The 23,049-nt window shown below is 63.0% G+C and carries 20 protein-coding genes; 10 read left to right on the top strand and 10 right to left on the bottom strand.

What is annotated here, in order from left to right; translation table 11 throughout:
- Positions 1–68: 68 nt before the first annotated feature.
- The 3 genes from BLS75_RS10620 to BLS75_RS10610 are packed head-to-tail and all read left to right on the top strand — an operon-like array spanning position 69 to position 2,884.
- Positions 69–1,175 carry a GGDEF domain-containing protein gene (locus tag BLS75_RS10620; RefSeq protein WP_053153483.1) on the top strand — a complete coding sequence of 369 codons (1,107 nt, stop codon included), beginning with the start codon at positions 69–71 and terminating at the stop codon, positions 1,173–1,175.
- Entirely contained in the window at positions 1,168–2,106 is a 939-nt protein-coding gene (locus BLS75_RS10615) for an iron-sulfur-binding ferredoxin reductase (RefSeq protein WP_011063053.1), read from the top strand. Before BLS75_RS10620 ends, BLS75_RS10615 begins: the two co-directional genes overlap by 8 nt.
- 28 nt (positions 2,107–2,134) lie before the next feature.
- The gene (locus tag BLS75_RS10610; RefSeq protein ID WP_072450816.1) at positions 2,135–2,884 is read left to right on the top strand and encodes an enoyl-CoA hydratase-related protein; all 750 of its coding nucleotides are present in this window, start codon (positions 2,135–2,137) and stop codon (positions 2,882–2,884) included.
- A gap of 83 nt (positions 2,885–2,967) precedes the next feature.
- On the opposite strand, the gene pyk is transcribed toward BLS75_RS10610, so the two are convergent.
- Positions 2,968–4,419, bottom strand: a complete 1,452-nt coding sequence (gene pyk / locus BLS75_RS10605; RefSeq protein WP_011063051.1) for a pyruvate kinase — start codon at positions 4,417–4,419, stop codon at positions 2,968–2,970.
- Positions 4,420–4,576: 157 nt separating this feature from the next.
- On the opposite strand from pyk, the gene BLS75_RS10600 reads away from it, so the two are divergent.
- Both BLS75_RS10600 and BLS75_RS10595 read left to right on the top strand, forming a co-directional pair.
- A complete protein-coding gene (locus BLS75_RS10600) occupies positions 4,577–4,951 on the top strand; it encodes a hypothetical protein (RefSeq protein ID WP_011063050.1) in 375 nt (124 codons plus the stop codon).
- Between the two features lie 219 nt (positions 4,952–5,170).
- The gene (locus BLS75_RS10595) at positions 5,171–5,530 is read left to right on the top strand and encodes a PilZ domain-containing protein (protein ID WP_011063049.1); all 360 of its coding nucleotides are present in this window, start codon (positions 5,171–5,173) and stop codon (positions 5,528–5,530) included.
- A gap of 15 nt (positions 5,531–5,545) precedes the next feature.
- Here BLS75_RS10595 and BLS75_RS10590 read toward each other — a convergent pair whose 3' ends face one another.
- The 6 genes from BLS75_RS10590 to BLS75_RS10565 are packed head-to-tail and all read right to left on the bottom strand — an operon-like array spanning position 5,546 to position 12,312.
- On the bottom strand, positions 5,546–6,877 hold the full coding sequence (locus BLS75_RS10590; protein ID WP_072442666.1) for a DUF58 domain-containing protein: 1,332 nt from the start codon (positions 6,875–6,877) through the stop codon (positions 5,546–5,548).
- A 13-nt stretch (positions 6,878–6,890) separates the two neighbouring features.
- Positions 6,891–7,916 carry an AAA family ATPase gene (locus BLS75_RS10585; RefSeq protein WP_072450815.1) on the bottom strand — a complete coding sequence of 342 codons (1,026 nt, stop codon included), beginning with the start codon at positions 7,914–7,916 and terminating at the stop codon, positions 6,891–6,893.
- Positions 7,913–9,076, bottom strand: coding sequence for a DUF4350 domain-containing protein (locus BLS75_RS10580; RefSeq protein ID WP_072450814.1), 1,164 nt, complete (start codon positions 9,074–9,076; stop codon positions 7,913–7,915). Before BLS75_RS10580 ends, BLS75_RS10585 begins: the two co-directional genes overlap by 4 nt.
- Positions 9,073–10,623 carry a DUF4129 domain-containing protein gene (locus tag BLS75_RS10575; protein WP_072450813.1) on the bottom strand — a complete coding sequence of 517 codons (1,551 nt, stop codon included), beginning with the start codon at positions 10,621–10,623 and terminating at the stop codon, positions 9,073–9,075. The genes BLS75_RS10580 and BLS75_RS10575 overlap by 4 nt, the downstream gene beginning before the upstream one ends.
- A complete protein-coding gene (locus BLS75_RS10570; protein WP_011063044.1) occupies positions 10,610–11,590 on the bottom strand; it encodes a stage II sporulation protein M in 981 nt (326 codons plus the stop codon). Before BLS75_RS10570 ends, BLS75_RS10575 begins: the two co-directional genes overlap by 14 nt.
- Entirely contained in the window at positions 11,587–12,312 is a 726-nt protein-coding gene (locus BLS75_RS10565) for an RDD family protein (RefSeq protein WP_011063043.1), read from the bottom strand. The genes BLS75_RS10570 and BLS75_RS10565 overlap by 4 nt, the downstream gene beginning before the upstream one ends.
- 182 nt (positions 12,313–12,494) lie before the next feature.
- On the opposite strand from BLS75_RS10565, the gene sbcB reads away from it, so the two are divergent.
- A complete protein-coding gene (gene sbcB, locus BLS75_RS10560; RefSeq protein ID WP_053153474.1) occupies positions 12,495–13,922 on the top strand; it encodes an exodeoxyribonuclease I in 1,428 nt (475 codons plus the stop codon).
- A 104-nt stretch (positions 13,923–14,026) separates the two neighbouring features.
- Here sbcB and mvaT read toward each other — a convergent pair whose 3' ends face one another.
- Positions 14,027–14,401, bottom strand: a complete 375-nt coding sequence (mvaT, locus tag BLS75_RS10555) for a histone-like nucleoid-structuring protein MvaT (protein ID WP_011063041.1) — start codon at positions 14,399–14,401, stop codon at positions 14,027–14,029.
- Positions 14,402–14,747: 346 nt separating this feature from the next.
- Between mvaT and purU the strand changes: the two genes are divergently transcribed.
- Positions 14,748–15,596, top strand: a complete 849-nt coding sequence (purU, locus tag BLS75_RS10550) for a formyltetrahydrofolate deformylase (protein WP_011063040.1) — start codon at positions 14,748–14,750, stop codon at positions 15,594–15,596.
- A gap of 68 nt (positions 15,597–15,664) precedes the next feature.
- On the top strand, positions 15,665–15,847 hold the full coding sequence (locus BLS75_RS10545) for a hypothetical protein (protein WP_011063039.1): 183 nt from the start codon (positions 15,665–15,667) through the stop codon (positions 15,845–15,847).
- A 40-nt stretch (positions 15,848–15,887) separates the two neighbouring features.
- Here the strand turns inward: BLS75_RS10545 and BLS75_RS10540 are convergent, their stop codons facing one another.
- Positions 15,888–17,777 (bottom strand): methyl-accepting chemotaxis protein, encoded by a 1,890-nt coding sequence (locus tag BLS75_RS10540; protein ID WP_015636779.1) that lies wholly within the window; start codon positions 17,775–17,777, stop codon positions 15,888–15,890.
- A gap of 193 nt (positions 17,778–17,970) precedes the next feature.
- Here BLS75_RS10540 and BLS75_RS10535 point away from each other — a divergent pair, with 193 nt between their 5' ends.
- Positions 17,971–19,458 carry a helicase HerA-like domain-containing protein gene (locus BLS75_RS10535; protein ID WP_072450812.1) on the top strand — a complete coding sequence of 496 codons (1,488 nt, stop codon included), beginning with the start codon at positions 17,971–17,973 and terminating at the stop codon, positions 19,456–19,458.
- Between the two features lie 14 nt (positions 19,459–19,472).
- Here the strand turns inward: BLS75_RS10535 and BLS75_RS10530 are convergent, their stop codons facing one another.
- Positions 19,473–19,928 carry a DUF721 domain-containing protein gene (locus BLS75_RS10530; RefSeq protein WP_011063036.1) on the bottom strand — a complete coding sequence of 152 codons (456 nt, stop codon included), beginning with the start codon at positions 19,926–19,928 and terminating at the stop codon, positions 19,473–19,475.
- 322 nt (positions 19,929–20,250) lie between these two features.
- On the opposite strand from BLS75_RS10530, the gene secA reads away from it, so the two are divergent.
- Positions 20,251–22,992, top strand: coding sequence for a preprotein translocase subunit SecA (gene secA / locus BLS75_RS10525; RefSeq protein WP_011063035.1), 2,742 nt, complete (start codon positions 20,251–20,253; stop codon positions 22,990–22,992).
- Positions 22,993–23,049: the final 57 nt, after the last annotated feature.

Raw genomic sequence — 23,049 nt, 5'->3', positions numbered from 1 at the left:
ACTAAAGTGGCAAGTGGCCTGCAGGGTAGGAAACTCTTTAAGCCTCCTTTCTCACGGTGAGTCAACGATTGACCCATAAAGCCATCCAGAGCCTGTTATTCAAGCGCTTCGCCATTGCCGCGGGCACTTACGCACTGATCCTGCTGCTGTTCTGGCTGGCCGTCGTCACGGGGCATTCCCGTGCTTCGAGCGGCAGCGCGCTGCTGGGCACTGGCCTGGTGCTGGCCAGCCAGGGGCTGCTGTGCTGGGTGTTCGTCAGCGGACGCAACCTGCAGTTCGCCGACCCCAGCCTGACCGAAGTCCAGGTGGTGCTGGGCATCGCCTGGCAGACCTGGCTGATGGCCCATCTGGATCAGGCCCGCGGGGTGTTCCTGGTGTTCTACCTGCTGCCGTTGCTGTTCGGCCTGTTTCACCTCTCCCGCCGGGCCTATCTGCGCAGCGCGGCGCTGATCTTCTTTTGCTTTGCCGGGGTCAACCTGTGGGACGGCTATCGCCTGCTCCTCGGTGATCCGCAACTGGCCGCGCTGCAGGTCTGCGTGCTGCTGGTGATGCTGGTGTGGATGTGCCTGTATGCCGCCTATGTCCAGGCTTCGCGCTCACGCATGCGCCAGCGGCGCTTTGCCTTGCAGGCCCATCAGGACACGCTGCGAGGCATGATGCGACAGCTGGAGGACCTGGTAGCCACCGATGAACTGACGGGCCTGTTCAACCGCCGGCATTTCCTGCGCATTGCCAGCCGCGAGCTGCAAGCCATGGATCAGGAGCAGGTGCATGGGCTGGCGCTGATCGACCTGGACCATTTCAAGCGCATCAACGATCTCCACGGCCATGCTGCCGGCGACCAGGTACTGCAGGCCTTCGCCGCGGTGGCCACGGCTTGCCTGCGCGATGGCGACGTATTGGCCCGTTACGGTGGCGAGGAATTCGTGGTACTGCTGCCCGAGTGTGACGCCGAGCGCCTGACCTCCTGCTGCGAGCGTTTGCGCCTGGCGTTCACCGAAGTGCAACTGGTGGGCCTTAACGTACGAGACCTGAGCCTATCGGCGGGGATGACCCTGCTGCGGGCCGGCGACGATCTGGACCATGCCCTGCAACGCGCCGATCAGGCGCTGTATCGGGCCAAGCGCGACGGTCGCAATCGTTGCTCTGCGGCCTGGGAAAACCTCGATGCCTGAATTGACCGTTGGCAGCCGGTGCTGGCCGGTGGCGCCTGGAAGCAACCTGCTGGATGCCCTGAATCAGGCTGGCGTGACGGTGCCCTACAGTTGCCGCGCCGGTAGTTGCCATGCCTGCCTGGTGCATTGTGTCCAGGGCTTGCCCAGCGATAGCCGGCCGGATGCCTTGAGCGACGAACAGCGCCGGCTCGGCTGGCGCCTGGCTTGCCAGTGCCAGGTGGTGGAGGACCTGCACGTCGAGACCTTCGACCCTGTGCGTGATGGCCTGCCTGCGACGGTGAGCGGCCTGGACTGGTTGTCGAGCTCGGTCCTGCGCCTGCGCCTGCAGCCGCAGCGGCCCTTGCGTTACCGCGCCGGCCAGCATTTGGTGCTGTGGGCCGCCGGCCAGATCGCCCGGCCTTATTCCCTGGCCAGCCTGCCGGAAGACGACCGCTTTCTGGAGTTCCACCTGGATTGCCGGCATCCGGGCCAGTTCAGCGATGCGGCGCGCCAGTTGCAGTTGGGCGATCCGATGCGCCTGGGGGAGTTGCGGGGCGGCGCCTTGCACTACGATCCGGACTGGCAGCAGCGCCCACTCTGGCTACTGGCCGCGGGAACCGGCCTGGCGCCGCTGTTCGGCATACTGCGCGAGGCCCTGCGCCAGGATCACCAGGGCCCCATCCGCATCATTCACCTGGCCCATGACAGCAGTGAGCATTACCTGGCCAAACCCCTGGCGGCCCTGGCGGCGAACCGAGCCCAGCTGTCCGTCGAGCTGTGGACCGGGGCCGAGCTGACAGCCGCTTTGGCGCAACTGCGGCTTGTTTCCCGGCAAACCCAGGCCTTACTCTGCGGTCACCCTGACAGTGTCGAAGCCTTCGCCCGGCGCCTGTACCTGGCGGGGCTGCCGCGCAATCAACTGCTGGCCGATGTGTTCCTGCCCCGTGGTTGAGCGCTGATTCTTCCAGAGCGAGATCCCCATGACCGATGCCATCGAGTTGCAACGTGAGGGCGGGCTGCTGACCCTGCGCCTGAACCGTCCCGACAAGAAAAACGCCCTGACCCGCGCCATGTACGCTCGCCTGGCCGACGCCCTGAGCGAGGCCGATGGCGATCCCGAGATCAACGCCGTGCTGATCTGCGGCAGCAGCGAATGCTTTACCGCCGGCAATGACATCGCCGACTTCCTCCAGCAACCGCCCCGGGACCTCGACAGCCCGGTGTTTCGCTTCATGCGCAGCCTTGTGCAATGTCGCAAGCCGGTGGTGGCCGCAGTGGCCGGCGCGGCAGTAGGCATCGGCACCACGATGCTGCTGCATTGCGACCTGGTCTATGTCAGTCGCGATGCACGGCTGCGCATGCCGTTCGTCAACCTGGGGCTGTGCCCGGAATTTGGTTCGAGCCTGATCCTGCCGCGCTTGCTGGGGCAGGCCAAGGCGGCGGAGTTGCTGTTGCTGGGCGAAGGCTTCAGTGGCGAACAGGCCGCCGCCTGGGGGATTGCCAGCGCCGCCCTGGGGGATGGTGTGGCCACCTTGGCCAAGGCCCGGGAGGCGGCCTTGCGTTTCAGCCAGTTGGCGCCCGAAGCGCTGCAGGTGAGCAAGCGCCTGATGAAGGCGCCGGACCGCGAGCAACTGCGCCAGGTCATTGAGCAAGAGGGCGTGGAATTCACCCGGCGCCTGCAGTCCCCGGAAGCCATCGCCGCGTTGTCCGGGTTTCTCAGCAAGGGCTGAGGCCGTGGACAGCGGTTTCACGCGGGCATGAAAAAGCCCCGGTGTTTTCGGCACCGGGGCTTTTTGTTCAGCAAGGCTAAGACTCAGACCATCGGGTCGCCCACGTGCAGGATCTTCATGCCGTTGGTGCCGCCGGTGGTGTGGTAGCTGTCGCCCTTGGTGAGAATCACCCAGTCGCCTTTCTCTACGACACCGCGCTTGAGCAGCTCATCGATCGCTGCCTGGCTGACCTGCTCGGGCGGCAGGGAAGCCGGGTCGAACGGGATGGTGTAGACGCCACGGAACATGGCTGCGCGAGCCTGGGTTTCGCGGTGCGGGGAGTAGGCGTAGATCGGCACCGAGGAGCGAATGCGCGACATGATCAGCGGGGTGTAGCCACTTTCGGTCAGGGCGATGATCGCCTTCACGCCCGGAAAGTGGTTGGCGGTGTACATGGCGGCCAGGGCGATGCTCTGGTCGCAGCTTTCGAACACCTTGCCCATGCGGTGGCTGGAGGTCTTGCTGGTGGGGTGCTTTTCCGCACCGACGCAGATCCGCGCCATGGCCTGCACCGCTTCCAGCGGGTAGGCACCGGCGGCGCTTTCCGCCGAGAGCATCACCGCATCGGTGTAGTCGAGCACGGCGTTGGCCACGTCGGACACTTCGGCGCGGGTCGGCATCGGGTTCTGGATCATCGACTCCATCATCTGGGTCGCAACGATCACCGCCTTGTTGTGGCGACGGGCGTGCAGAATGATTTTCTTCTGGATGCCCACCAGCTCGGCGTCGCCGATTTCCACGCCCAGGTCGCCACGGGCAACCATGACCGCGTCGCTGGCCTTGATCAGGCCGTCGAGGGTTTCGTCGTCGGCCACCGCTTCGGCGCGTTCGATCTTCGCTACCAGCCAGGCAGTACCACCGGCTTCGTCACGCAGCTTGCGCGCGTATTCCATGTCGGCGGCGTCCCGTGGGAAGGACACGGCCAGGTAATCGACTTCCATCTCGGCCGCGAGCTTGATGTCGGCCTTGTCTTTCTCGGTCAGGGCCGGGGCGGTCAGGCCACCACCACGACGGTTGATGCCCTTGTGGTCGGACAGCGGGCCGCCGATGGTCACCACACAATGCAGCTCGGTGGCGGTGGCGGTTTCCACACGCATCACCACGCGGCCGTCGTCCAGCAGCAGCTCGTCGCCCACGCCGCAGTCCTTGACCAGATCCGGGTAGTCGATGCCGACGATATCCTGGGTGCCTTCGGTCAGCGGATGGCTGGTGGAGAAGGTGAACTTGTCACCGATCTTCAGCTCGATGCGCTTGTTGGCGAATTTGGCGATGCGGATCTTCGGGCCCTGCAGGTCGCCGAGGATGGCCACGAAGCGGCCGTGCTTGGCTGCCAGGTCGCGGACCAGTTTGGCGCGAGCCTTGTGCTCGTCCGGAGTGCCGTGGGAGAAGTTCAGACGGGCAACATCCAGGCCCGCGAGAATCAGCTGTTCGAGAACTTCCGGCGAGTTACTGGCCGGGCCAAGGGTGGCAACGATTTTGGTACGACGAACGGACATGCACGGACTCCTGAGTTCAAGCGCAACGAGAGGCTACTATGCTCCGAAGTTGTAGTCATTGTTCGTTTGCACTACTTATTGCTTTGTTTGTTTACCGCAACAACCTTGAAGATTTTTGCCGATGAGTCGATACACTGCACAAGACAGGAGATACCCCATGCGATTCGTACTCATTGCTGCCCTGGCCGTCAGTGTTGTCGGCTGTACCCGCTGGTCCATGGACCATCATTTGAATAACGCCTACCGCGCTTATGACCGCGGCAACTGCGAGAGCGTGATGCTCGAGTTGAGCCAGGTCGACCGTGACAGCCGTGCCCGTCGCTACATCCAGCCGGAAGTGTCGATGCTGCGCGGGCAATGCCTGGAGCGCCAGAAGTTGTTCGTCGATGCCGCGCAGACCTACCAGTTCATCATTACCCAGTACCCCACCAGCGAGTACGCGTTTCGCGCCCGGGCTCGCCTGGATACCCTGCAACAGTTGGGGCACTACCCGGCAAATGGCGCCGCTCAAGTTCGTCGCACTGCGTTGTAAAAGAGATTCACTAGGGGGCGGTGTAATTGCCCCTCGTGCTTGAGCTAACATCTGCACAGGCTGTTCGAAAACTGCCCCGGCCCGGCTGGTGGCAGTGGCGTTGGAATCCTTCTGGCAGTCTTCCTCGCGCATCGAATCCGGGAGGGCGGGCCGATATCAGGGCCTGTTCCGAAGCACTAGTGCGGTCATGCTTAATGACCTTTCATAGCGATACCCAGCATGTTCATGGAACCTCGGATCGAGCGGCACCAACTGCCGTCCTTTTTAAAAGTATTCAATCGTTTCACCGACAAGCCGGTGGGTTTCCTTGGCAACCTGTCGGCCGACGGGCTGATGCTGATCAGCCAGTTGCCGATGCTGATCGGTGCCGAATTCGACTTGCGGGTGAAAGTCCCCGGCGGTGACGGCCAGGTGCAGTTCATCGACTTCAGCGCCTGCTGCCTCTGGTGCCATGAGGACCTGACGCCGCACCACTACGACAGCGGTTTCAGCCTGTTGCGGGCCGGTGCGGAGTTTGTCGAGCTGGAGCAGGCGTTGCGTCATTACTTCAGCTTTCACCCGTTGCAGACCTCGGCCTGAGGCGCTCGGCAGCAGCTACAGGCTGCCGGCTTTCTTCCAGCTCAGATAGCGGCTGACCAGTTCGGCCCCCAGTTCTCCCGGGCGGGCGTCGAGCAGGGCGACGCCGTGAGCGCTCAGGCGTTCGTGCAGCTCGGCGCGGCTGTTCAGGTAGTTCACCGTCGCGCTGTAGGCCAGGGCTTCGGGCAGGGTTTGCACCGGGCTCTGGCGCAACTGGTCGAGCACCTCTTCGCGCAGGCTGGCCACCAGCACCCGATGCTGGCGGCCGATGCGCTTGACCGCCGTCAGCAGTTCCTGGTCATCCTCGTCCCGCAGGTTGGTAATCAGCACCACCAGTGCCCGGCGTTTCTGCCGGGCCAGCAGCTCGCTGGCGGCGGCCTGGTAATCGGCGGGGCGCTGGCTGGTGTCCAGGTCGTAGACGCCATTGAGCAGCACGCTCAACTGGGCCGAGCCCTTGACCGGTGCAAGGTAGCGCGAGCGTTCCCCGGCAAAGCTGTACAGGCCCACCGCATCGCCCTGGCGCAGGGCGACATAGCTCAGCAGCAGGCAGGCATTGAGGGCGTGGTCGAAGTGCGCCAGCTCGCCATCCTGGCTGCGCATGCGGCGCCCGCAGTCGAGCATGAAGATGATCTGCTGGTCGCGTTCGTCCTGGTACTCCCGGACGATGGGCGCGCGTTGGCGGGCCGTGGCCTTCCAGTCGATCTGCCGCAGGCTGTCGCCTTCGCGAAACTCCCGCAGTTGGTTGAACTCCAGGCCCAGGCCGCGGCGTTGTCGCTGGCGCACACCGAGTTGGCTGAGCCAGTTGTCCACCGCCAGCAATTGCGCGCCGTAGAGCCGGGCGAAGTCCGGGTAGACCCGGGTGCTGTCGTGCACCTTGAGCAGGCGCTTGGCGCTCCATAGTCCGAGAGGGCTGGGCAGGCTGACTTCGCACTGGTCGAAATTGAAGTGGCCGCGCTGCAGTGGGCGCACGTTATAGCCGATCCGGCTGACCTGCCCCGGCTCCAAGCGCGTGGACTGCGGCAGGTGCTCGAAGCCCAGGCCCTGGGGCGGGTGGTCGAACAGCTGCACATCCAGTGGTTGCCGGTAGTCGTGCAGGATCTCCAGTTGCACCTCGCTCCAGCGGCCCAGGGGCAGGCTGCCGGGTAGCTGGCGCTGGATCTGCGGCGAGGCCACGCGCAGCAGGCGCAGGGCGTCCAGCAATGCCAGCAGCAACAACGCCAGCAGCAGGCCCCAGGCAATCGAATCCAGGCGCGGCAGGGCCTCGCTGCCCAGGGCGCGGGCGGCGCCGAGCAGGGTGTACAGGCCGGTCAAAGTACCCAGCCAGATCAACAGCAGACGGGTCGGCTTCATTGGCGTGGGCGGCTCACAGGCGCGGTGCCGGAATCTGTTCGAGCATCTGCTTGAGCACCTGTTCCACCGACAGGCCTTCGATGTCCAGCTCCGGGGCGACCCGCACTCGATGCCGCAGCACGGCCATGGCGCAGCCCTTGATGTCATCGGGAATCACGAATTCGCCGCCACGCAGCAGGGCTCGGGCACGAGCGCCGCGCACCAGGGCAATGGAGGCGCGGGGGCCGGCGCCCAGGGTCAGGCCTGGCCAACTGCGGGTGGCCCGGGCCAGGCGCACGGCATAATCGAGCACCTGCTCGTCCAGGGGCAGTTCGCTGGCGATGCGCTGCAGGGCCAGTACGTCCTTGGCCTGGAGTACGGTGCGCAGAGGCTGTACGTCGAGCATGTCGGCGCGGGTCGAGCGCGTCACCTGGCGGACCATGGCCAGTTCTTGTTCGGCATCCGGGTAGTCCATGCGCAGCTTGAGCATGAAGCGATCCAGCTCGGCCTCCGGCAGCGGGTAGGTGCCTTCCTGTTCGATGGGGTTCTGGGTAGCCAGGACCATGAACGGCTGGGCGATGGGCAGCGCTCGGCCTTCGAGGGTGACCTGACGTTCCTGCATGGCTTCCAGCAGGGCGGCCTGGGTCTTGGCCGGCGCGCGGTTGATCTCGTCCGCCAGCAGCAGGTTGGTGAACAGCGGGCCCTTGCGCAGCTTGAACTGCTCGGTCTGCAGGTCGTATACCGCATGCCCGGTGACGTCGCTGGGCATCAGGTCGGGGGTGAACTGGATGCGCGCGAACTCGCCGCCAAAGCAGCGGGCCAGGGCTCGTACCAGCAGGGTCTTGCCGAGCCCGGGTACGCCTTCGAGCAGCACATGGCCGCCAGCGATCAGGGCGGTCAGCACATCGTCGATGACCGCTTCCTGGCCGATCACCGCCTTCTGCAGTTCCAGGCGCACCGCCTGAGCCAGCTGGCTGGCCCGCTGGCGCTGCTGGGCAGCATGGACCTGAGGCTGTGGGGCCTCGGAAGGCTCGAGGGATTCGATCGGTTGTTCGCTCATAGGGCATTCCTGAGAGTTTGCAGGCGGGCGACCTGGTGGCTGAAATCAACGCTGGAAAGGCGCTGTCCGGACAAGGGTTGCAGGGCCTGTCGAATGGCCTCGACAGGTTGTTGGCTGAGCAGGGCCAGCACGTCCCACTGGGCCTCGGTCGGCAATTGCTCGAAGCCCGGGTGGCGGCGCCGCGCACGGCGCCGGATATCCAGTTGCAGGGCCTGCAGCAACGCATCCTGGCCGGCATGGCGCAGCAGGAAGTCGGCACTGGCCCGCAGGTGTTCACGCAGTTGGCGCCGCGCCTTGGGGGCTGGAGCCAGCAACGGCCCGTGGCGCACGCCGGCCTGCCAGAGCCACAGGCCGAGCAGCAGGGCCAGGGCTACCAGCGCCTGGGGGAAATAGCGCCAGAGCAACTGCCAGAGGTCCGGGTGATCGGTATTGAACAGCAGCGTCACGGCGCTATCGGTATTGAGGTACCACAGCAGCCAGGCGTTGTCGTACAGGCCGATGGCCGGGGCTTTCCAGATATCGGCATCGGTGAGCACGATGACCGCGCCCTTGCCGTATTCAAGCTGGATCATGTGGGTCGCCACGCCGCTGTTGGCCCAGGATTGCGCCAGGTTTTGCGGGTCGTCCAGGTGGAAGTCGGTGTCGAAACTGATGTAGGCCGGAGCCTGTTCGTCTTCCAGGTAGACCTTGGTCAGCTTCGGATAGGCATCGTCGGCTTCCGGCTCCGGTGGCTCGTCAAGGTCCTGGCTGAGCTGCTGGTGGATCTGCACCCGGTCCAGCAGCAGGTCGCCGCTCTTCTGGCTGTCCTCGTCCCACAGGGCCTCGGCGACGAAGAGCAGGCGGCCGCCGGAGCGGGCCCACTCCAGGAGCTGGTCGACCTGGGGCGGGCTCATGTTCGAGCGCTCTCCCAGCAGCAACAGGCTGTTGCCGGCCGCGGGCAAGCTGGCCAGAACGTCCAGGCTATTGGCGTGTTGCACCTTGAGGCCACGTTCGCGCAGGAACATCTCGGCCGCCAGGTAGGGGTTGGCCCGGGCCTCGGGGGAGGGGCCGTGATCGACCATTTCCTGATAGGGCGTGGCATGGCGATACAGGTAATAGCCGCCGGCCCCGAGGACCAGAGCCAGGAGCAGGACCAGGCCGCCCCACAGGTAGCGCTTCATGGCTGTGCTCCGGGGCCGAACAGGCTGCGCCAGGCGCCGCACAGTTGTGGTTGCAGGTCGGCGCCGGGTACCTGATGACCGTACGCCATGTTCTGCCAGTGGCGGGTCAGGCTGATGCTGAAGGCCTCCAATTGTGGCTGCTGCAGCGCCTTGATGCGCTCCAGCACCTGGCCTTCGGTATCGGCCACGCTGAGGGGCAGGTGGAAGTCTTCCAGCAAGCGACTGAGCAGCGCCCGGTACAGCAGGCCCAGGGCCTCCCGGGGCTGGCTGGCCCAGAGTTCAGCGGCGCGGGCGGCGACATCGGCGGGCAGGGTTTCGCTGCTGACTTCCAGCCCGAACAACTGCTGGGGCATGGCCGCGGGGCGTTTCTTGCGCGGCAGCGGACGACGGCTGACGAAGGCCTGCAGCCAATCGCGGTAGCGCCAGATCAGCCAGCCCAGAGCCGCCAGCAGCAACCCCCAGAGCAGAATCTCCAGGCCCTTGGCGACCCCGCCGAAACTGTCCTTGCCCAGGCTTTCCAGCAGGTTCTTGAGCCAGCCTGGAGGCTTGCCCTTGGCGTCCTTCTTCTGGGCTTGCTGGTCACCGAAACGGTAGCGAGTGACCGACTCCTGGTTCTTGAAGGGGGGCTTGTCCAGGATGGCCTGGATGCTGTCCCTGGAGGCCTTGCTGGTCAGCGGTTGCTGCAGCAGCCGCGGGGTCTCGGGACCGGCCGCGGAACTGCTGGGGGCGGCGGCCCAGAGCGCTTGGGTCGGTGCCAGGAACAGCAGGCCGGCGAGCAAGAGCAACGTGCTGGCACCGGTCAGGCGCTGGCGCAGGCGACGGAACACCAGCTCGATGTCCCAGGCCTCCAGCTCGGTGCGTCGGTTCAGGTACAGGCTGAAACCGCAGGCCACGTAGATCGGCTCCCAGATCACCAGGACCAGGGCGTAGAAGACGTTGGTCAGGTGTTCCAGCCATAGCCAGTCCTGTTGGGCGGCGATCATCAGGCTCTGCCAGCTCCAGTCCACTTCGACCTGTTGTGGCAGCAGCAGGTAGAACAGCACCATCAGGCCAATCCACAGGGCGCCTTCCAGGTGCATGCCAATCAGGGTCAGCCAGCGCGCGGCACCGGCATTTTTCTGTAGCAGCACCGCCAGGCGTTGTTGCCGGGCGTCGGCGCTCAGGCCTTCAAGTTGTACCACCGGCAGGGTGAAGCTGCGGCTCATGCTGAAGCGGCGCCAGGTCAGGCTGGCCAGCAGTTGCGGCTTGAGCAGGCGGGGCCATTGTTTCAGCGCTTGCCCCAGGCTGGGTGTTTCGCCGAACAGGGCTTTAGACAGAATAAACAGCGGCAGGCGTTCGAAGGCCGGCTTCAGCCACCAGAACAGCAGGATCGCCAGCGACGGCGATTCCCAGAGCAGCAGGCTCAGCAGGGCGAACACTGGCAGGCTGACGATGGCCCAACTGGTCATCAGCAAGCGCCGATGACGCTGGCTCAGTAGCACGCCCAGGTCCATGGCCTCCCAGGCGCTGCGGGGGCGGATCACCACGCTGGCATCACTCAGGCGCATGGGATTCACGTCCGGCCAGGGTCAGGTAGGCCGCCACCAGGCCCCAAAGGGCACTGCCGACGCTGTATTTGACCCAGGCGGCCGGCCAGGTCATGGAGGACCAGTAGGCTTCGACAAAGGCGGCGATCAGCAAGAAGCCGATGACGCCGTAGATCAGTTGTACGCTGACGCGCGCGGCTTGCAGCAGGGCTTCGCCGCGGGTCAGGCGGCCCGGCGCGATCAACGCCCAGCCAAGCTTCAGCCCGGCGGCGCCAGACAGGGCGATGGCGCTGAGTTCAAAGGCGCCGTGGCCGATCACGAACGGCCAGAAGGTCTGGCCGAAGCCGATCTGGGTCAGGTGGCCGGCAATGGCGCCGATCATCAGGCCGTTGAAAAACAGGAAGAACACACTGCCCACGCCGAACAGCAGGCCGCTGGCAAAGGTCTGAAAGGCGATCCCGATGTTGTGCATGATGTAGTAGCCGAACATCACCCAGTCTTCGCTCGAGGCCCGTTCGGCGGCCCGCCCCAGGCGCCCGGCGGTAGGGTCGTACATGCCCTGCATCTCGCTGACTTGCTGCGGGCTCACCAGGCTGTAGATCAGATCGGGAAACAGGTATACCAGCACCCCGATGGCCAGCAGGCTGCCGAAGAACAGCAGGCTGGCCAGCAGCACCAGGCGCCATTCCTGACGCACCAGACGGGGGAAACCGGCCAGCACGAAACTCAACAGATTGGCCCCGAAGGCGCTGCGCTGTCGGTACAGCTGCTGGTGGCCGCGCAGGGCCAGTTGTTGCAGCGGATCGATCAGGTAGCTGCTGTAGCCGCGTTCTTCGGCCAGGGCCAGATGCTGGCACAGGCGCCGGTAGTCCTGGACGAAGCTCTGGCATTCCTCGGCTTTGGCCCGGCCATGTTCCAGACGCTCGAGCAACTGCTCGAACTGCTGCCATTGCGCCTGGTGGCGGTGTTCGAAAAGGCTTTGTTTCATGGGGTTCCCAGGAAGCCGCGGGCAATGCCATTGAGTTCGGCCGTGGCCTGGGCACTGGGTACATGCAGCGGTTGCGCGAGGATGCCGGCCAGCTCCCGGGTACGTTCGGCCGACAGCTGGCCCTGGCGCTCGGCAAAGCCGAGGATCGCCCGTTGCTCATTCAGGCTCAGGGCGAAGGGCGCAGTGCGGGGGACGGCTGGCGGCAGTTCGGGGCGTTTGACCGGCTGCTCGCGGTAGATCACCAGGGTACCGGCGGCCAGATCGCCGAGGCGTTTGAAGGTCGGGTGCTGCAGGCAACTGATGGCGCCGAGGAAATAGCCGAAAGGCAGCATGTCGGCGAAGCGCAGCAGGTTGCGGGTCAGGGAGGCACTCCAGCCAATCGGGGTGCCGTCGTCCTGCACCACTCGCAGCCCCATCAGTTGCTTGCCGGGGGAGCGTCCCTGGTTCAGCACCTCGAACAGCACCATGTACCACCAACTGATGAGGAACAGCAGGATCGAGCCGAGGCCGACGCCGACTTCGTCGAAAAAGCCCAGGATGATGAACAGCAGGCCCAGTACCAGCCCGCGGATACCCAGGTCGAGACTGAAGGCCAGGGTGCGCACCAGCAACCCCGCAGGCCGCAGCGGCAGGTCGATGCCCTCGGGGGTTTCGACCTGGTAGCGCGTATCCAGTGGCGGGTGCAGCGATGCGTTCCTTGGCGTTGCTGTCGTCTCAAGCATGGGTAACTTATCGGCTTGCTCTGGTAAAAAATCCAGCGCCGATGCTAGCAGTGTCTGAGGGGCAAACGACATCATTAACTACGAATTCGCCAAGTCCAATGCCTTCGCCCCGGTTCGTGCGGCTGGCCCTGACGGCGCCTGAACGCCTAGACTGCGGCGGTCTTTCAGTTCAGGAACAGGCCGTGACTTCCCTCTTTTGGTACGACTACGAAACCACCGGCATCAATCCGCGTTGTGATCGCCCGTTGCAAGTGGCCGGTATCCGCACCGACCTGGCACTCAACGAGATCGACGAGCCGGTCAACCTCTACTGCCAGCCCAGCGACGATATCCTGCCCCATCCGATGGCTTGCATGATCACTGGCATCACCCCTGGCCGTCTGGCCGAACAAGGCCTGGGGGAGGCGGATTTCATGACCCGGGTGCACGAGCAACTGGCGCGCCCCGGGACCTGCGGCGTGGGCTACAACACCCTGCGTTTCGACGATGAGATGACCCGCTACAGCCTGTATCGCAATTTCTTCGACCCCTACGCCCGGGAGTGGCAGGGCGGCAACAGCCGTTGGGACCTGATCGACGTGGTGCGCACGGCTTATGCGCTGCGCCCCCAGGGGATCGTCTGGCCCGAGGAGCAGGGGCAGGTAAGCCTCAAGCTGGAGCGCCTGACCGCAGCCAACGGCATCGATCACGGCCAGGCCCATGACGCGCTGTCCGATGTTCGGGCGACCATCGCCCTGGCGCGATTGGTTCGCGACAAACAGCCCAGACTCTATGACTGGCTGTTCCAGTTGCGCAGCAAGCAGCGGGTGATGGATCAGGTCCGCCTGTTGCAACCCATGGTGCACATCTCCGGGCGCTTTTCTGCGGCGCGCCACTACATCGGCGTGGTCCTGCCCCTGGCCTGGCATCCACGCAATCGCAATGCCTTGATTGTCTGCGACCTGCACCTGGACCCTCAGGGGCTGTTGGAGTTGGACGCCGAAACCCTGCGCCAGCGTTTGTACACGCGCCGGGAAGATCTGCTCGAAGGCGAGTTGCCGGTGCCGTTGAAACTCATCCATATCAATCGCTGCCCGGTCGTGGCGCCATTGAGTGTTCTGCGCAGTGAAGATCAACAGCGGCTGCACTTGGACATGGAGCTATATCAGCGTCGGGCTGTGGCCTTGAGCGAAGCTCAAGAAGTTTGGCGGGATAAACTTTCGGTGATTTATGGGCCGGATGAATTTGCCGCAAGCGATGACCCGGAGCAACAGTTGTACGACGGTTTTATTGGTGACCGTGACCGGCGTTTGTGTGAGCAAGTACGTGAGGCTGACCCGTTGCACTTGGCCCAGCAACAATGGCCATTCGATGATGAGCGCTTGCCGGAATTACTCTTTCGCTACCGTGCCCGCAACTTTCCAGAAACATTGAACAAAGCCGAGCAAGAACGTTGGCTGGTTTTTTGTCAGCAGCGTTTGCTAGATCCGCAACTCGGTGCACCCAATACCCTGGAAAGTTTCCGGCAAGGGCTTGAGCAATCGCTGTTAAGTGCGGACCCGGTGCAGCGTCAGGTTCTGGATCAATGGCAGGACTATGTGCAGGCCCTGACTCGGCGCCTGGCTCTTTGAGCAGCGGCCCCGCTCCTTGAGCGGGTTGCCAGGGCATAAAAAAACGCCAGCATGCTGGCGTTTTCTCTGCAGGGCTGCAATGCCCGGGCGCTCAACGGCGAGGCTTAGCCCAGCAGGGTGGCCCAGCCTTCTACCACGTCGCCGCCCCACTTGGCTTTCCACTCTTTCAGAGTCTTGTGGTTGCCACCTTTGGTTTCGATGACTTCGCCGTTGTGCGGGTTCTTGTACTGTTTAACTTTACGGGCGCGCTTGGTGCCGGTGGTTTTAACCGCGGCGCGAGGTGCTTTAACTTTCGAGTCCGGATCCAGCAGGGCGATGATGTCGCGCAGGGATTTGGAGTACTCGCCCATCAGGCTGCGCAGTTTGCCTTCGAACTCCAGTTCGGCTTTCAGTTTGTCGTCTTGGGACAGGTTCTTCAAACGCGCTTGCAGTTCTTTGATGGCTTCTTCAGTGGCACGGTATTCGTTGATCAGGGACATGAGGACTACCTTATTGAGCGCTGAGTGGCTGGGTGACAGTGTCGCAATAATAGTCAGGGAGTTTGAGCAAGTAAACATAATACCGCTGTTTTATTCGTCTCTCTTAGTGTGTTTAGGCGTAAAAGACATTTCGCTATTTAATAGGTTGATGCATTCGGGCCGGTTATTCACAAACTAGTTAAGCACTATTTACAAGTGCCATTACGGCGCCTGGAGTAGCGGCCGCTAAGCCGGGCCGGAGCGGCCCTTGGTGATCTACCCAGGGAGCTGGATGCAATGAATACTGCAGTTTTGTCGCGCAATCGCTAGAATGGCGACCTTTGCGAAGTTCTGGAGTTTCCCCCCCATGCGCACCTTTCGGTTGGTGATTTCTTGCCCTGACCGCGTTGGCATCGTTGCCAAAGTCAGTAACTTTCTAGCCTCCCACAACGGTTGGATCACCGAAGCGAGCCACCACTCGGACAATCTCAGTGGCTGGTTTTTCATGCGCCACGAGATTCGTGCCGATTCACTGCCCTTTGGCCTGGAGGCTTTTCGCGAGGCCTTTGCGCCGATCGCCGAAGAGTTCTCGATGGACTGGCGCATTACCGATACCGCCGAGAAAAAGCGCGTGGTACTGATGGCCAGCCGCGAATCCCACTGCCTGGCCGACTTGCTGCACCGCTGGCACAGCGATGAGCTGGATTGCCAGATCGCCTGCGTGATTTCCAACCACGATGATCTGCGCAGCATGGTCGAGTGGCACGGCATTCCTTATTACCACGTGCCGGTCAACCCGCAGGACAAGGAGCCGGCCTTCGCCGAGGTGTCGCGCCTGGTCAAGCAGCACGACGCCGAAGTGGTGGTGCTGGCGCGCTACATGCAGATCCTGCCGCCGGAGCTGTGCAGCGAGTACGCGCACAAGGTGATCAACATCCACCACAGCTTCCTGCCATCCTTTGTCGGTGCCAAGCCTTACCATCAGGCCTCGCTGCGCGGTGTGAAGCTGATCGGCGCAACCTGCCACTACGTCACCGAGGAACTGGACGCCGGTCCTATCATCGAGCAGGACGTGGTGCGGGTCAGCCACAGCGACAGCATCGAGGACATGGTGCGTTTCGGTCGTGACGTGGAGAAAATGGTCCTGGCCCGCGGCCTGCGCTATCACCTGGAAGACCGTGTGCTGGTGCACGGCAACAAGACTGTGGTGTTCTGATTGAAAAAAAACCAGGCGCGGGGGTTCAATACCCCGCTCCTGGTTTTGCACATCACGAGGTCAGCCCGATGACCGATCCACTGGATAAAGCCACGTCCAAGGCACCCGCCACCCTCGGCGAAGGTTGCCTGAGCCGTTATGACCCCGATGAGTTGAGCCCTGACGACGGCACCGATTTTCCCGATGCCGCGCAGTTGTGGGAGCAATTGCAGCAGGAGCCTCAGGCGCCATCCCGGCCCAAGCCTGCTTGAGCCTGCCGCCGGCTAGCCGGCGACAGGGCGTTGGGCGCTTTCAGATCCTGAAACTGCCCACCAGTTGCTTCAAGCGTGCTGCCTGCTGCTCCAGATCGGAGCAGGCCCGCAAGGTAGCCTGGAGGTTTTCCACGCCTTCCTGATTCAGCGTATTGATCTCGGTAATGTCCATATTGATGGACTCCACCACCGAGGTCTGCTCTTCGGTCGCCGTAGCCACCGACTGGTTCATGCCGTCAATCTCGCCTATGCGCTGGGTCACGCTGTTGAGTCGTTCCCCGGCCTGGTTGGCGATTTCCACGCTGTCCTGGCTGTGGCGCTGGCTGTTGCTCATGGTGCTCACCGATTCGCGAGCGCCCACTTGCAACTCCTCGATCATGCCCTGCACTTGCTGCGCCGACTCCTGGGTGCGGTGCGCCAGGTTGCGCACTTCATCGGCAACCACGGCAAAGCCGCGTCCTGCCTCGCCGGCCCGGGCCGCTTCGATGGCCGCGTTGAGGGCCAGCAGGTTGGTCTGCTGGGAAATGCTGGTGATCACTTCGAGGATCTGCCCGATGTTCACGGTCTTGCTATTGAGGGTTTCGATGTTGCTGCTGGAGGCGCTGATCATGTCCGACAGTTGGTTCATCGCCTGGATGCTGCGATCCACCACTTGCTGGCCGTCTTCGGCGAGGTTGCGCGCATCGCTGGCCTGTTGCGAAGCCTGGGCGGCATTGCGGGCGATTTCCTGGGCGGCGGCTCCGAGCTGATTGATGGCGGCGGCCACGCTGTTGGTGCGGCTGGCCTGCTCATCGGAGTTGAGCATCGACGAGTTGGAGGCGCTGACCACGCGCAGGGCGACTTCGTTGACGTGCTCGGTGGCCGAGGACACTTCGCGGATCGAGCCGTGGATGCGTTCGACGAAACGGTTGAAGGCGGTGCCGAGGATGCCGAACTCGTCCTGGTTATGGATGTTCAGGCGTCGAGTCAGGTCGCCTTCGCCATCGGCGATGTCCTGCATGGCCCGGGTCATCACGTGCAGCGGCTGCATCAGCAGGCGGATCAGCAGGCCCAGCAGGGCAATGGTCAGGGCCACGGCCGTCAGGGTGGCGATGATCGCCGAGGTGCGGAATTCGCTGAGCATGGCGAAAGCCTTGTCCTTGTCCACGGACAGGCCGATGTACCAGTTCACCGAGGACAGGCCCTTGATCTGGGTGAAGGTGACAATACGCGGCTTGCCATCGACAGTGATCTCGCTGAGTTCACTGCTGATCTTGGGGGTGTCCTGGGGGTAGACGTCCTTGAGGGTCTTCATCACCAGGTTCTTGTCCGGGTGCACCAGGATCTTGCCGTCGGCGCTGATCAGGAAGGCGTAGCCCATGCCGTCGAAGTCCAGGGCATTGATGCTGTCGGTGATTACTTGCAGGCTCAGGTCGCCGCCGACCACACCGATCCTCTGGCCGGCCTTGATCACGCTGTCGACGATGGAGATCACCAACTGGCCGGACGCCAGGTCGATATAGGGTTCGGTCAGGGCCGAGCCGCTGCTGCTCTCGGCACTCTTGTACCAGGGGCGGGCGCGAGGATCGTAGCCATCCGGCATCTTGCTGTTGGGACGGATGATGAAGGTGCCGTCATTGTTGCCCAGGTAGGCCCCCATGAAGGTCGAGCTGACGGATTTCTGTTCCAGCAGGTTGCTGACATTCGCAGGGTCCGTGTTGAGGGCCACCGACTGGGAGATGTTCTCGATCAGCAGGGCGCGACCGGCGAGCCAGGTCTGAATATTTTTTGCCGTGACGTCGCCCATTTCCTGAAGATAGTTGTCCAGATCATCACGAATGGCGTTGCGTTGCAGGTAATCGTTGTAGAGCGTGAATAGTGCAAATGCAGCTATGACGATCAGCGAGGCGGCAAGCAGGATCTTGTGGCTGAAGCGCAGATTTTTGTTCATGGCTTGGGGTGTCCGCTAAGGTCTTTGAGTCCAGGGCATCGGGTTGGAAAAACGCACAGAAGGGCGGTGTTATAAGTAAGCTGATATCTCCATCTATCCCACGGGAATTACCTGACCTTTATTTCAGATACTTCTGATCCATCATTTATTCATATCGACCGTGTAAGGCCAAAGATTAACCAGGGGTGACAAAATGCCTGACTCATCGCAACTCGTAATCGGTGCCGGCCTCGATGGCCTGCCGATCGCCCAGGCCATGCGCCTGGCCAACCGCCATGGTCTGGTGGCGGGCGCCACGGGCACCGGCAAGACCGTCACCCTGCAGCGCCTGGCAGAAGCCTTCAGTGATGCCGGAGTGGCGGTATTTGCCGCAGACATCAAAGGCGACCTCTGTGGGCTGGGTGCTGCGGGCAACCCCCAGGGCAAGGTTGCCGAGCGGATCGCCGGCATGCCCTGGCTCAAGCATCAGCCACAGGCCTATCCGGTGACCCTGTGGGATATCCATGGGCAAAGCGGTCATCCTCTGCGCACCACCCTGAGCGAAATGGGCCCGCTGCTGCTGGGCAGTTTGCTGGAACTCACCGACAGCCAGCAGTCGGCGCTCTATGCGGCGTTCAAGGTGGCTGATCGCGAAGGCCTGTTGCTGCTCGACCTGAAGGACCTCAAGGCGCTGCTCAACCACCTCAAGGACAACCCGCAGCTGCTCGGGGACGATGCTGCGTTGATGACTACCGGCTCCAGCCAGGCGCTGTTGCGGCGCCTGGCGACCCTGGAGCAGCAGGGCGCCGAAGCACTGTTCGGTGAGCCGGCGTTGCAGTTGGAGGACATTCTGCAGCCGGCCGCCGATGGTCGTGGGCGGATTCATCTGCTTGATGCCAGCCGCCTGGTGCATGAGGCGCCGAAAGTCTATGCGACCTTCCTTTTATGGCTGCTGGCCGAGCTGTTCGAGCAACTGCCGGAGCGGGGCGATGCGGACAAGCCGCTGCTGGCGCTGTTCTTCGACGAAGCGCACCTGTTGTTCGCCGGTACTCCCAAGGCCTTGCAGGACCGGCTGGAGCAGGTGGTGCGGCTGATTCGCTCCAAAGGTGTGGGGGTGTATTTCGTTACCCAGTCGCCCGGGGACCTGCCGGACAATGTCCTGGCTCAATTGGGATTGCGTATCCAGCATGGCTTGCGGGCCTTTACTGCCAAGGAACAGAAGTCCCTGCGCGCCGTGGCGGATGGTTTCCGTCCCAACCCCGCCTTCGATGCGCTGGCGGTACTGACCGAGCTGGGCATCGGCGAAGCGCTGGTGGGCACCTTGCAGGACAAGGGCACGCCAGAAATGGTCCAGCGGGTACTGGTGGCGCCGCCGCAGTCACGGATCGGGCCGCTGACCGAGGCCGAGCGCCAGGCCCTGATCGCCAGTTCGCCGCTGCTGGGGCGCTATGACAAACCGATCGACCGCGAATCAGCCTATGAAGTGTTGCTGGGGCGCAAGGAGTTGGCACCGCAGGATCAGCAGCCTTCTGACAAAGCAGCGGCTGAAGAGCCCAGCCTGGCCGACCGGGCGGGTGAGTTCCTTGGCACGGCTGCCGGGCAGGCATTGAAGTCGGCCATGCGCCAGGCGGCTAATCAATTGGGACGGCAACTGGTGCGGGGCTTGATGGGGTCCCTGCTCGGCGGCAGCAAGCGGCGCTGAAGTACAGGCTTGAGTCAGCCCCGCGGTTTGGCGTGGCTGGCCAGGCGCTCCAGGGCCGCGCGCAGGTTGGGGTCGGTAATGCCCTCTGCGGTGGCCTGGATGGTTTCAGCGGCGTTGTTCGACAGGTCCATGGTGTGTCCCGCGGCCCCTTGCTGGACCGTCGGCGGCTGGACCTTGAACAGGATGCGCGTCAGGTTGCTGAACTCGTTGAACTCCAGCAATTGACGTTGCAGGCGCTTTTGCTGATAGCGCAGGCGCGTTGCCCAGTGCCCGTCGGTGACGATCAGCAGCAGGCTGCCTTCACGCCAGGAAGCAACGTGGCAATGTTCGCGAGCGGCCGGCTGCAGCTGGCTTTCCAGCAGGCGCTGCAGATGCGCCAGGCGCTGGGCGTGGCCGAGTATGGCTTTCAGAGGCTTGGCTTCGCGAAGAAGAACGGCGGGAGCGCGTGCCGTAAGGGGGCGAAATGCCATGATCAGAAACCTGAAGTTACAGAGGCGCCATGGTAGCAGAAAGCGCCCGCCACGCCGGCGCCATCGCTTGTTCGTACTTTGATCTATTTCTGGTTCTTTGCTGATCGTAATCATTAACTTCTGTGGTCAATGGGCTTGAAGTTCAGCGAAAAGCCCTTATTTTAGGTGAGCCCCGTCACAGCGCTGTGCCAGCATCGTGGAATAACGCCACTTTCCTCACCATCGTTTCCGGGTAGAATGCTCGTTCGCATGCGGCCATGAGGGCTGCTCGGGCGACTCACGGGGCCGCCCTCCAACCCTATGTGTGGAAGATCCTGCCGATATGTTTGCGCCTTTGTTAAAGAAACTTTTTGGAAGCAAGAACGAGCGTGAAGTCAAACGCATGCTCAAGACGGTACAGATCGTCAATGCCTTCGAAGAGCAAATGGTGGCCCTTTCGGACGATCAATTGCGTGCCAAGACTGCCGAGTTCAAGGCCCGTATCGCCAAGGGTGAAACCCTCGACAAACTGCTTCCCGAAGCCTTCGCGGTCGCCCGTGAAGCCGGTAAGCGGATCATGGGAATGCGCCACTTCGATGTGCAGCTGATCGGCGGCATGACCTTGCATGAAGGCAAGATCGCCGAGATGCGCACCGGTGAGGGCAAGACCCTGGTAGCGACCCTGGGTGTGTACCTCAATGCGCTGTCCGGCAAGGGCGTGCACGTGGTGACCGTGAACGACTACCTGGCTCGCCGCGACGCCAACTGGATGCGCCCGCTGTACGAATTCCTCGGCCTGAGCGTCGGCGTGGTCACGCCGTTCCAGCCGCCTGAAGAGAAACGTGCTGCTTACGCCGCCGACATCACCTACGGCACCAACAACGAATTCGGTTTCGACTACCTGCGCGACAACATGGCTTTCAGCATGGAAGACAAGTTCCAGCGCGAGCTCAATTTTGCCGTGATCGACGAAGTCGACTCGATCCTCATCGACGAAGCCCGTACTCCGTTGATCATTTCCGGCCAGGCTGAGGACAGCTCCCGCCTGTACACCGAGATCAACAAGCTGATCCCGCGCCTGGAGCAGCACATCGAGGAAGTGGAAGGCCAGGTCACCAAGGCCGGTCACTTCACCGTCGACGAGAAGACCCGCCAGGTCGAGCTCAACGAAGCCGGTCACCAGTTCATCGAAGAAATGCTGACCCAGGTCGGCCTGCTGGCTGAAGGCGAAAGCCTCTACTCGGCGCACAACCTGGGCCTGTTGACCCACGTTTACGCCGGCCTGCGTGCGCACAAGCTGTTCAACCGCAACGTTGAATACATCGTCCAGGATGGGCAGGTGGTCCTGGTGGACGAACACACCGGTCGTACCATGCCCGGTCGCCGCTTGTCCGAAGGCCTGCACCAGGCCATCGAAGCCAAGGAAAACCTCAATATCCAGGCCGAGAGCCAGACCCTGGCCTCGACCACCTTCCAGAACTACTTCCGTCTGTACACCAAGCTGTCCGGCATGACCGGCACCGCCGACACCGAAGCCTTCGAGTTCCATCAGATCTACGGTCTGCAGGTGATGGTGATTCCGCCGAACAAGCCGCTGGCCCGTAAGGACTACAACGACCTGGTGTTCCTGACCGCGGACGAGAAATACGCCGCGATCATCAACGACATCAAGGAGTGCATGACCCAGGGCCGTCCGGTGCTGGTCGGCACCGCGACCATCGAAACGTCCGAGCACATGTCCAACCTGCTCAACAAGGAAGGCATCGAGCACAAGGTCCTGAACGCCAAGTTTCACGAAAAGGAAGCGGAAATCATTGCCCAGGCCGGTCGCCCGGGCGCCCTGACCATCGCCACCAACATGGCAGGTCGTGGTACCGACATCCTGTTGGGCGGCAACTGGGAAGTGGAAGTGGCTTCCCTGGAGAACCCGACTCCGGAGCAGATCGCCCAGATCAAGGCCGACTGGCAGAAGCGCCACCAGCAAGTGCTGGAGTCCGGTGGCCTGCAGGTGATCGCTTCCGAGCGTCACGAATCCCGTCGTATCGACAACCAGCTGCGTGGCCGTGCCGGCCGCCAGGGCGACGCCGGTTCCAGCCGCTTCTACCTGTCCCTGGAAGACAGCCTGATGCGTATCTTCGCCTCTGACCGGGTGAAGAACTTCATGAAGGCCCTGGGCATGCAGTCCGGCGAGGCGATCGAGCACCGCATGGTGACCAACGCCATCGAGAAGGCCCAGCGCAAGGTCGAAGGCCGCAACTTCGACATCCGCAAGCAGTTGCTGGAGTTCGACGACGTCAACAACGAGCAGCGTAAAGTGATCTATCACATGCGCAACACCTTGTTGGCCGCGGACAACATTGGCGAAACCATCGCCGACTTCCGCCAGGACGTGCTCAACGCTACCGTCAGCGCCCACATTCCGCCGCAATCGCTGCCTGAGCAGTGGGACGTGGCAGGCCTGGAAGAAGCCATCCAGAGTGGCTTCGGTGTCAGCCTGCCGATCCAGCAATGGCTCGACGAAGACGATCACCTGTATGAGGAAACCCTGCGCGAGAAGCTGCTCAACGAGCTGATCGCCGCGTACAACGAGAAAGAAGACCAGGCCGGTGCCGAGGCCCTGCGCACTTTCGAGAAGCAGATTGTTCTGCGGGTACTGGACGACCTGTGGAAAGACCACCTGTCGACCATGGACCACCTGCGTCACGGTATTCACCTGCGTGGCTACGCGCAGAAGAACCCGAAGCAGGAGTACAAGCGCGAATCCTTCACCCTGTTCTCCGAGTTGCTCGACTCCATCAAGCGCGACTCGATCCGCGTGCTGTCCCACGTCCAGGTGCGTCGCGAAGACCCGGCCGAGGAAGAGGCTCGCCTGCGTCAGGAAGCCGAGGCTCTGGCCCAGCGCATGCAGTTCGAACACGCCGAGGCACCGGGGCTGGATCAGCCGGAAGCCCTGGAAGAGGGCGTCGAGGTCGATGTGGCCCTGGCCACCGCGCCAGTGCGCAACGAGCAGAAGCTTGGCCGCAATGAACTGTGCTACTGCGGTTCGGGCAAGAAGTACAAACACTGTCACGGCCAGATCAACTAAGATCCCCGCCAGACACTGAAACACCCGCGCCGTGACGGCATCAGCCGTCGCGGCGTT

Origin of the sequence: Pseudomonas sp. NFPP12 (assembly GCF_900103205.1) — a bacterium.
Classification (GTDB): Bacteria; Pseudomonadota; Gammaproteobacteria; order Pseudomonadales; family Pseudomonadaceae; genus Aquipseudomonas; species Aquipseudomonas protegens.
Note: the sequence above shows the minus strand (reverse complement) of the source record. Positions and strands in the feature narration are given on the sequence as shown.

What these genes read in the sequence shown, in the direction of transcription:
- BLS75_RS10570 (WP_011063044.1), bottom strand. Translation starts at nt 11,590, where the DNA reads ATGAAACAAAGCCTTTTCGAACACCGCCACCAGGCGCAATGGCAGCAG.
- BLS75_RS10545 (WP_011063039.1), top strand. Translation starts at nt 15,665, where the DNA reads ATGACCGATCCACTGGATAAAGCCACGTCCAAGGCACCCGCCACCCTC.
- BLS75_RS10600 (WP_011063050.1), top strand. Translation starts at nt 4,577, where the DNA reads ATGCGATTCGTACTCATTGCTGCCCTGGCCGTCAGTGTTGTCGGCTGT.
- pyk (WP_011063051.1), bottom strand. Translation starts at nt 4,419, where the DNA reads ATGTCCGTTCGTCGTACCAAAATCGTTGCCACCCTTGGCCCGGCCAGT.
- BLS75_RS10580 (WP_072450814.1), bottom strand. Translation starts at nt 9,076, where the DNA reads ATGAAGCGCTACCTGTGGGGCGGCCTGGTCCTGCTCCTGGCTCTGGTC.
- secA (WP_011063035.1), top strand. Translation starts at nt 20,251, where the DNA reads ATGTTTGCGCCTTTGTTAAAGAAACTTTTTGGAAGCAAGAACGAGCGT.
- mvaT (WP_011063041.1), bottom strand. Translation starts at nt 14,401, where the DNA reads ATGTCCCTGATCAACGAATACCGTGCCACTGAAGAAGCCATCAAAGAA.
- BLS75_RS10540 (WP_015636779.1), bottom strand. Translation starts at nt 17,777, where the DNA reads ATGAACAAAAATCTGCGCTTCAGCCACAAGATCCTGCTTGCCGCCTCG.
- BLS75_RS10595 (WP_011063049.1), top strand. Translation starts at nt 5,171, where the DNA reads ATGTTCATGGAACCTCGGATCGAGCGGCACCAACTGCCGTCCTTTTTA.
- BLS75_RS10615 (WP_011063053.1), top strand. Translation starts at nt 1,168, where the DNA reads ATGCCTGAATTGACCGTTGGCAGCCGGTGCTGGCCGGTGGCGCCTGGA.
- BLS75_RS10565 (WP_011063043.1), bottom strand. Translation starts at nt 12,312, where the DNA reads ATGCTTGAGACGACAGCAACGCCAAGGAACGCATCGCTGCACCCGCCA.
- BLS75_RS10575 (WP_072450813.1), bottom strand. Translation starts at nt 10,623, where the DNA reads ATGCGCCTGAGTGATGCCAGCGTGGTGATCCGCCCCCGCAGCGCCTGG.
- BLS75_RS10585 (WP_072450815.1), bottom strand. Translation starts at nt 7,916, where the DNA reads ATGAGCGAACAACCGATCGAATCCCTCGAGCCTTCCGAGGCCCCACAG.
- BLS75_RS10610 (WP_072450816.1), top strand. Translation starts at nt 2,135, where the DNA reads ATGACCGATGCCATCGAGTTGCAACGTGAGGGCGGGCTGCTGACCCTG.
- BLS75_RS10590 (WP_072442666.1), bottom strand. Translation starts at nt 6,877, where the DNA reads ATGAAGCCGACCCGTCTGCTGTTGATCTGGCTGGGTACTTTGACCGGC.
- purU (WP_011063040.1), top strand. Translation starts at nt 14,748, where the DNA reads ATGCGCACCTTTCGGTTGGTGATTTCTTGCCCTGACCGCGTTGGCATC.
- BLS75_RS10535 (WP_072450812.1), top strand. Translation starts at nt 17,971, where the DNA reads ATGCCTGACTCATCGCAACTCGTAATCGGTGCCGGCCTCGATGGCCTG.
- BLS75_RS10530 (WP_011063036.1), bottom strand. Translation starts at nt 19,928, where the DNA reads ATGGCATTTCGCCCCCTTACGGCACGCGCTCCCGCCGTTCTTCTTCGC.